Here is a 7,888-nt window from a genome sequence, read left to right on the forward strand (position 1 = left end):
ATCTGGCCGGTGGCGGCGGCGTGCGGCGACAGCGCCCGCTGGGCGGCGCGCTTGGCGTTGTAGGGCGTGCGCGTCAGCAGGATCGGTGCGTCCCTGGCCCCCTTCGGGATGATCATCACCGTGTAGAGTTTCACCCCGTCGCGCATGGGGATCATCTCCACGCGCTTCTCGTAGTCGTAGCTCGCCTTGGGCCACTCGAAGTCCTTGGCGATGTCGGGGGTCATGTAGGGCGTCGCGGGCTGGGCCACGGCGGACGAGAGGGCGAGGGCGGCGCAGGCGGCGGCGCCGGCCAGCAGGACTTGGAAACGCATCGAGTTCCTTGGGAGATCTACCCCTTGAGCTTACGACCTCGCGGGGCCCGGGCAACGCCCACAAATGCAAACGCCGCCGACCTTGCGGTCGGCGGCGCTGCAATCGATCAGATCCTGCGTGGGATCAGGCCTTGGCGACCGCCAGCCGGCGGCGGCGCAGCGAGGCGCCGGCCAGACCGAAGCCGCCGATCATCAGGGCCCAGGTCGTGGGCTCCGGAACCGCGGCGATCGCGTCGTTGATGAAGTCGGTGTGGATGAAGATCGGCACATAGCCCGAGAACTCGCCGAAGCTGGAATTCAGGCGCCCGTCGATGTCGCCGAAACTGGTCCCGAAGGTCAGGCCATAGGAGTTCACCGAAGCAAGCTTGCCGTTGATGAAGGCGCCACCGCCCGAGTCGCCCCCGGCCACGCCGACCTCACGTGCACCGAGGCCCAGATCATTGAAGAAGGTATTTCCGAGCGGGCCGAGCCCGAGCGCGTTTGCGATCCGTCGCGACTGGTTCTGCGCCTGCAGGCCATTGTCGAAATCGGAGATATAGCTGAACTCGATTTGAGCCTTTCCGAAGAAGTTCTCACCGTTCGCGTCGACGTCGGTGAAGAAGCCCTGAAAACGCGAGTCGCCCCAGGCGTAATCATACTTGTTGTCGCCTTCGCGCAGGTAGCCGGTGCTGGGCAGGCCCGAGACGCCGAGCGCCCCGCCGACTTCGGATCGGCCGCCGTAGCCGGTGACGTTGAAGTTTTTGCCGGTCAGATCGCCTTCGTCGTACAGTTCATAGCGCTGGGCGAACGCCGGGGCGTAGTCGGCAAGGCGCAGGACGGCGATGTCATTCTGGTCGATGACCTCGCCCGTGTAGTCCTGGTGCACCGTGTAGTCGACGACGTCGATCGCCACGGCGCTGGCGTTGAACGGCACGCGCTCGTCACCCTGGGTGCTGTAGTCCCAGAAGTAGGCGGTGGTCTTCACCAGGTCGGCATCCTCGACGCCGCCGCCGCTGCTCACGCAGTGACCGGCCGTCACGATCGACAGACCGCCCCCGACGAGGCTGCCCGAGCAGATGAAGCGCGAGCCGTTGGCGTACTGCATGATCAGCGCCGCGGCGCCGCTGTGCTTCGCCGGGTCGGGCAGATAGGTCGCCGCGCCGCCGGGACCCAGGCGCGTGACGCCGTTGATGTCGACGGTCCCCTGGCCGGTCGCGCCCACGCCGATGATCGTGCTCTGCGCGGTCCAGGTCAGGCCGTTGGCCTCGCCGGAGATCACCGCCGCAGACGCGGCCCCCGCCGTCATCGCGACCGTCGCCGCACCCATGGCCAGCTGAAGCGCCAGCCGCTTATTTCCCCACAACATAAGATAGCCCCTGAACAACAAACCCTTAACCGAGACTGCCGTTGTCCGGTGGGGGGCTGTCAACGAACATTGTTGCAAAAAGCGCGACGAACGGCACGTTTTCCCCTGACAGTTGAATTATGGGGGCGTGTTTTCCCTCCTGGCGGGCCTGATCGACCAAATGCCTGGAAATTCGGCGCCACCGCTGATTTCACCCAGGGGTTGAAGAGCGCCCTTCTTTGGGCGAGTCAGGCGCGCCAGCGGTTCGGTCAGGCGCTGGCCAGCGCGCTCTGGAACAGGATCGCGCCGTCGGCCGAGCCCAGTTCCGGCTCGAACGCCCGGTCAGGGTGGGGCATCAGGCCCAGGACGTTGCCCTTCGGGTTGATGATACCGGCGATGTCGCGCGCGGAGCCGTTCGGATTGTTCAGGTAGCGGAACACCACCTGGCCCTCGCCCTCGAGACGGTCCAGCGTGGCCTCGTCGGCGAAGAAGTTCCCTTCGCCGTTGCCCACGGTCATGGTCGCCTGACGGCGCCCCTGATAGCCGGCGGTGAATCGGGTCTGGCTGTTGGTGACCTCGAGGTCGACGGCCTTGCAGACGTACTTCAGCTTCTCGTTTCGCAGCAGCGCGCCGGGCAGCAGGCCCATCTCGCAAAGCACCTGGAAGCCGTTGCAGATGCCAACCGTGGCGATCCCGCGCTCGGCGGCCGCCTTTACCTCGGTCATCACCGGCGAGAGCGAGGCCATCGCCCCGCAGCGCAAATAGTCGCCGTAGGAGAACCCGCCCGGCAGCACGATCAAATCCAGGCCATCGGGAAGCCAGGTCTCGCCATGCCAGACCATCTCGACCGAGGCTCCGGTGGACCGTTCGATGGCGACCTTGCAGTCGCGGTCGCAGTTGGAACCGGGGAAGACGATGACGGCGGCTTTCATGGCGCGCGCGGTAGCATGCTTCGGGGGCGGAGTCAGGCGCGCTCGATGATCGGCGCCGGAAAGGCGTCGCGGAAGGTGAAGGCTTCGGAGGTGGGGCCGAGGCGCGCCAGGATGTCGAGGCGCGCGAAGCCGTCGTCGAAGGTGGGACGATGGCCGGCGGGGATCCACCATAGGGTCATGTAGACGTCCATGTGCTCGAACCACTCGCGGCGACGCTTGAGGACCGCCATGTGGTCGGAGCGGTAGACGAAGGCTCCCAGCGCCTGCGGGGTTTCCCAGACCGAAAGGTTGGGGATGAGCAGCGGGTCGGACTTGATCGGCTGGCTTGTGGAGTCGAAGCCCTCGCCCTTCAGCCGCCAGACGAAGCCGGCGTGCGATTCGGCGATGGCGTTGATGCGGTCGAGGTTGGCGACGAAGTCGGCCGTCTCGGGCGCGTCGATCGGCGCCTTGAGGCGCGCAAGGTTGAACTGGGCCAGGTGGAATCCGGTCATGGCGAGCCCTTCCGCGTCCAGTGCTTGAGGCTGTCGAGATAGGCGAGCAGCTCGTCGTAGGCCTTCTGGCTGCCGTATCGGCAGCCGGTGGTCACGACCGTGCCGCCGTGGGCCTTCTGCATCATGATGGCGGGATGGGCCGGCGCCGAGGGCTGGGTGATCAGGTAAGACGTGCCGCCGTCGACGCTCGAGTAAAAGCGGTAGGGCTCGGCCGTTTCGACGGGGGCGGGATCGAGCTTCGGCTGCGCCGCCAGCGTCGCGGCCTGAGCCTCGAACGGCTGGCCGCAGTCCAGCCCGAGATAGGCGGCCTTTTCCTCCTCGCCGGGCGGCGTGCAGGCAGAGAGGGCGAGGGCGACCAGCGATAGCGTCGCCCTAAGCCTCACCTAGGCCAGCTCCACCCGGTAGCTTTCGATGACCGTGTTCGCGAGCAGCTTCTCGCACATGGCCTTCACCTCGGCCTCGGCGGCGGCGGCGTCGCCGGCCTTGAGGTCGAACTCGATGGTCTTGCCGACCCGGACCTGGCTGACGCCGTCCCAGCCCAGGCCGTGCAGCGCCTGTTCGACCGCCTTGCCCTGCACGTCGAGGACGCCGGGCTTCAGGAACACGTGGACCTTTGCGCGCACTAGTGGAGACCCCCCTGAATCACGGTGGGCATCTCCTTCATGATCCCGAGCCGCCGCGCAACCTCGGTGTAGCTCTCGATGACGTTGCCCAGGTCGCGGCGGAAGCGGTCCTTGTCGAGCTTCTCGTTGGTGATCGAGTCCCAGAGCCGGCAACTGTCGGGGCTGATCTCGTCGGCCAGAATCACCCGGGAGAAGTCGTTTTCGTAGATGCGGCCGAACTCAACCTTGAAGTCGACCAGCGTGATGCCGACGCCGCCAAACAGCCCGGTCAGGAAGTCGTTCACCCGCAGGGTGAGCGCCATCATGTCGTCGATCTCCTGGGTCGAGGCCCAGTTGAAGGCCGTGATGTGCTCTTCCGAGACCATCGGGTCGTGGAGCTTGTCGTCCTTGAGGTAGAACTCGATGATCGAGCGCGGCAGCGGCTGGCCTTCGGGGATGCCGTAACGCGTCGAAAGCGAACCGGCGGCCACGTTGCGGCACACCACCTCCAACGGAATGATCTCGAGCTCCTTGATCAGCTGTTCGCGCAGGTTCAGCCGCTTGATGAAGTGGTTCTGAACTCCGATCGAGTTCAGCTTCGTCATGATGTATTCGCTGATCCGGTTGTTTATGACGCCCTTGCCCTCCAGGACGGCCTTCTTGGTCGCGTCGAAGGCGGTGGTGTCGTCCTTGAAGTACTGGATCAGCGTGCCGGGCTCGGGGCCCTCATACAGGATCTTGGCCTTCCCCTCGTAGATCTTCTTACGGCGGGTCATATTTGGGCCTTCTCCATGGGCGAGGACTTGTCCGGTTCGGGAAAAACGAAAAACGCGCGCGATGATGTCCTCCGCGCGCGGGTCCGACTCGGCCTCTCGCCCCATTCAGGCAAGGCAAAAATAGCGTGTGCGACGCTGCGGCGCAAACCAGCGGCGCGGTTGCCGCTTTCCATTGCGGGCCCGTTCGGCGCACGATATGGGATCGCCCGCTCTACGCAGTTGACCCCTAGGACCCGATGACGACCTTCAACGAACGCGAACAAGGCTTCGAGAAGAAGTTCGCCCTCGACCAGGAGCAGGATTTCAAGGCGCATGCGCGCCGGAATCGCGCCCTGGGACAGTGGGCCGCAGGCCTGATGGGCCTCGAAGGCGCACACGTCGAGGAATACGCCAAGGCCGTGGTGAAGTCGGACTTCGAGCTGCCCGGCGACGAGGACGTGTTCCGCAAGGTGTACGAGGACCTCAAAGGCTCTGGCGTCAGCGTCTCCGAGGGCGAAGTCCGCATGAAGATGGCCGAGCTTCTGGCCCAGGCCCGCGAAAGCGTTCGGGCGGGGAACTAGGTTCGCCGCCGTTCGCGGCCCCGCCGTCCGTAGGTCGACGGGGCTCCGGCTCGCAGCCGTGGCGTCAGCCTTTGAGCTGGGCGGCCAGGAACTTGCGGATGCCCGGGCCATAGGGGGGACGCAGCGCCTTTAGCGGCCCGATGTCCTTCTTGATCTGACTGAACACGGCCTTGCGATGGCTGAACTCCCGGAAGCCGTCGGCGCCGTGGTAGCTGCCCATGCCCGATGGGCCGACACCGCCGAACGGCAGCTCCTCCTGGGCCACGTGCATGATCACGTCATTGACCGTGACGCCGCCGGCCGTGGTTGACGTCAGCACGGTCTCGCGTTCGGCCGCGTCGTCGCCGAAGTAGTAGAGCCCCAGCGGCCGGTCGTGTCCGTTCACGTAGGCGATGGCCTCGTCGACAGTGCGGTAGCTCTTCACCGGCAGGACCGGGCCGAAGATCTCCTCCTGCATCACCTTCATGTCGTCGGTGGGCTCCAGGATTAGGGTCGGGGGGATCTTGCGGTGTTCCTGCTGCGAGAAGTCCTCGCCCTCAGGCTTCAGTTCGACGATGCGGGCCCCCTTGGCGCGGGCGTCGTCGATGTAGCCGGTGATCCGCTCGTAGTGCCGTTGGGCGATCACCGAGGTGTAGTCGGGGTTGTCCTTGATCGTCGGGAACATCTGGGCGACCGAGGCGCGCGCGGCGTCGACGAAGCCGTCGACCCGGTCATGTGGCGCCAGGACATAGTCGGGCGCGAGGCAGATCTGGCCGGCGTTCAGGGTCTTGCCGTTCATCACCCGGGCGGCGGCGGTCTGCAGATCGGCGCTGCGGCCCAGGATCACGGGGCTCTTGCCGCCCAGCTCCAGGGTGACTGGAACAAGGTTCTCGGCGGCGGCCCGCATGACGTGCCGCGCCACCGAGGTGGCTCCGGTGAAGATCAGGTGGTCGAAGGCCAGCCGCGAGAACGCTTCGCCCACCTCGGGCCCGCCGGTGATCACGGCGATCTCCTCGTCCGAAAACGCGCCGCCGAACATGGTCTTCATAAGTTCTGACGTGGCCGGGGTGTATTCCGACGGCTTGATCATCGCGCGGTTGCCCGCGGCCAGGATCCCGGCCAGGGGCGCGAAGGTGAGGTTCACCGGGAAGTTCCAGGGGCTGATTACGCCCACCACGCCCTTGGGCTGGTAACGCACCTCCGCCTTGGCGCCGAACAGGCCCAGGATCGCGGGCGTGGTCTTGCGCTTTTCCGGCCTCATCCAGGCGCGCAGGTGATCGCGGGCGTGCTTCAGCGGACCGATGGAGCCGGCGATGTCGGTCACCGCCGTGGCCTCGCGCGAGCGCGAGCCGAAGTCGGCGTTCACCGCGTCCTCGATGGCTGCGCGGTTCTCGCGCAGCAGGCGGATGCAGCGGTCGATTCGCTCGATCCGCAGTTCGGCCGAGGCCTCCCCATCGCGCAGGTGCGCCGCCTTCTGGCCCTCGAGGATCGCCTGCATGTCCATCTGTGTCTCCCGTCTATAGGGGAGAGGTGAGGGGGCTTACGCGGGGCGCGTCAAGGGCGGCCTGCTGCGGCAAGGACGGGACGGCTCACCCTCTTGGGCACGATCTGCGACCAGGCCTCCAGGACCAGGTCGGCGAGCTCGGCATTGTCGAGGTGCGCGATCTCCACATAGCTCCAGTAGACGGTCGCGACGGGGCACTTGCTGAACGTCTCGGGACGGATCTCGAACAGCAGTTCCTGGTGGCCCTTGTCGAGCTTCAGGATCACGCGGCCGTCAATGGCCAGCGCGAAGCTCTTCTTGCCCACGTTGAACCACGGGTTGCCCCTGTATGTGACCTCATGCGCCCCAGGGAGCGCGAGGGCGAGGCGGCGAAGGTCATCGATTGTCGAGATGACATCGCCTCCTGCGCGCTACTCGGCGGCCAGCGCCTTGGCGTGGACGTCCTCGCCGAACACGCGGGCGAAGATCACGTCGACGTTCTTGAAGTGGTAGCCTAGGTCGAAGAGGTCTTCGAGCTCGGCGTCCGAGAGTGTGATCTCGGGATCGGCCTTCAGGAAGTCGAGGAAGGCGCCTTCCCCGCGCCAGACCTTCATGGCGTTGCGCTGGACGGCGGCGTAGCTGGCCTCTCGCGAGAGGCCCTTTTGCGTCAGACCCAGCAGCACGCGCTGCGAATGCACCAAGCCACCCAGGCGGTCGAGGTTCTTGGCCATATTCTCAGGATAGACCACCAGACGTTCGATCACGCCCGCCAGGCGTCGCAGTGCGAAGTCGAGGTGGACGCAGGCGTCGGGGCAAATGCCGCGCTCGACGGATGAGTGGCTGATATCGCGCTCGTGCCATAGCGCGACATTCTCCATCGCCGGGACCACGGCCGACCGCACAAGACGGGCAAGGCCGGTCAGGTTCTCGGTCAGGATCGGATTGCGCTTGTGCGGCATGGCCGACGAGCCCTTCTGGCCCGGATCGAACGGCTCCTCCGCCTCCAGCACCTCGGTGCGCTGAAGATGCCGGATCTCGATGGCCAGCCGTTCGATCGAACTGGCCACGACGGCGAGGGCCGCGAAATAGGCCGCGTGACGGTCGCGCGGGATCACCTGGGTCGAGACAGGTTCGATGGCCAGGCCCATCTTGTCGGCGACGTAGGCCTCTACTTCCGGGGCCACGTTGGCGAACGTGCCGACCGCGCCCGAGACCGCGCAGGTCGCGATCTCGAAGCGCGCCATCGCCAGGCGCTCCTTGGCGCGCTGGAACTCGGCGTAGTGACCGGCCAGCTTGAGCCCGAACGTGGTGGGTTCGGCGTGGATGGCATGGCTCCGGCCGACGGTCGGCGTCAGGCGGTGCTCGTAGGCGCGGCGCTTCAGCGCGCCCAGCACCATGTCGACGTCCTCCATCAGGAGGTCGGTGGCGCG

The 7,888-nt window shown here is 66.2% G+C and carries 11 protein-coding genes; 1 reads left to right on the plus strand and 10 read right to left on the minus strand.

The features are described 5' to 3' along the window. The 7 genes from EPN98_RS23065 to purC all read right to left on the minus strand — a co-directional run. Window positions 1-311: CocE/NonD family hydrolase (locus tag EPN98_RS23065; RefSeq protein ID WP_293365291.1), on the minus strand; the 311-nt coding region annotated here is incomplete at its 3' end. Window positions 312-435: 124 nt separating this feature from the next. Then, complete coding sequence (locus EPN98_RS23070; protein ID WP_293365292.1) at window positions 436-1,656, minus strand: PEPxxWA-CTERM sorting domain-containing protein; 1,221 nt, start codon at window positions 1,654-1,656, stop codon at window positions 436-438. Between the two features lie 248 nt (window positions 1,657-1,904). Further along, entirely contained in the window at window positions 1,905-2,567 is a 663-nt protein-coding gene (gene purQ / locus EPN98_RS23075; RefSeq protein WP_293365293.1) for a phosphoribosylformylglycinamidine synthase subunit PurQ, read from the minus strand. A gap of 32 nt (window positions 2,568-2,599) precedes the next feature. Next, entirely contained in the window at window positions 2,600-3,058 is a 459-nt protein-coding gene (locus EPN98_RS23080; protein WP_293365294.1) for a DUF3291 domain-containing protein, read from the minus strand. Continuing rightward, window positions 3,055-3,441, minus strand: a complete 387-nt coding sequence (locus tag EPN98_RS23085; protein WP_293365295.1) for a hypothetical protein — start codon at window positions 3,439-3,441, stop codon at window positions 3,055-3,057. Before EPN98_RS23085 ends, EPN98_RS23080 begins: the two co-directional genes overlap by 4 nt. Further along, window positions 3,442-3,681: a phosphoribosylformylglycinamidine synthase subunit PurS gene (purS, locus tag EPN98_RS23090; RefSeq protein ID WP_293365296.1), complete on the minus strand. Its 240-nt coding sequence runs from the start codon at window positions 3,679-3,681 to the stop codon at window positions 3,442-3,444. It lies immediately after the preceding gene. Then, entirely contained in the window at window positions 3,681-4,436 is a 756-nt protein-coding gene (gene purC / locus EPN98_RS23095; protein WP_293365297.1) for a phosphoribosylaminoimidazolesuccinocarboxamide synthase, read from the minus strand. Before purC ends, purS begins: the two co-directional genes overlap by 1 nt. 236 nt (window positions 4,437-4,672) lie before the next feature. Between purC and EPN98_RS23100 the strand changes: the two genes are divergently transcribed. After that, window positions 4,673-4,996, plus strand: a complete 324-nt coding sequence (locus tag EPN98_RS23100; RefSeq protein WP_293365298.1) for a DUF1476 domain-containing protein — start codon at window positions 4,673-4,675, stop codon at window positions 4,994-4,996. Between the two features lie 64 nt (window positions 4,997-5,060). On the opposite strand, the gene EPN98_RS23105 is transcribed toward EPN98_RS23100, so the two are convergent. From EPN98_RS23105 to purB, 3 genes are all read right to left on the minus strand, one after another. Then, window positions 5,061-6,479: a coniferyl aldehyde dehydrogenase gene (locus EPN98_RS23105; protein WP_293365299.1), complete on the minus strand. Its 1,419-nt coding sequence runs from the start codon at window positions 6,477-6,479 to the stop codon at window positions 5,061-5,063. A 50-nt stretch (window positions 6,480-6,529) separates the two neighbouring features. Next, the gene (locus tag EPN98_RS23110) at window positions 6,530-6,871 is read right to left on the minus strand and encodes an MmcQ/YjbR family DNA-binding protein (protein ID WP_366558520.1); all 342 of its coding nucleotides are present in this window, start codon (window positions 6,869-6,871) and stop codon (window positions 6,530-6,532) included. Between the two features lie 18 nt (window positions 6,872-6,889). Continuing rightward, the coding region (gene purB, locus EPN98_RS23115; RefSeq protein ID WP_293365300.1) for an adenylosuccinate lyase at window positions 6,890-7,888 on the minus strand (999 nt) is incomplete at its 5' end.

Origin of the sequence: Phenylobacterium sp. (assembly GCF_004299445.1) — a bacterium.
Lineage (GTDB): Bacteria > Pseudomonadota > Alphaproteobacteria > Caulobacterales > Caulobacteraceae > Phenylobacterium.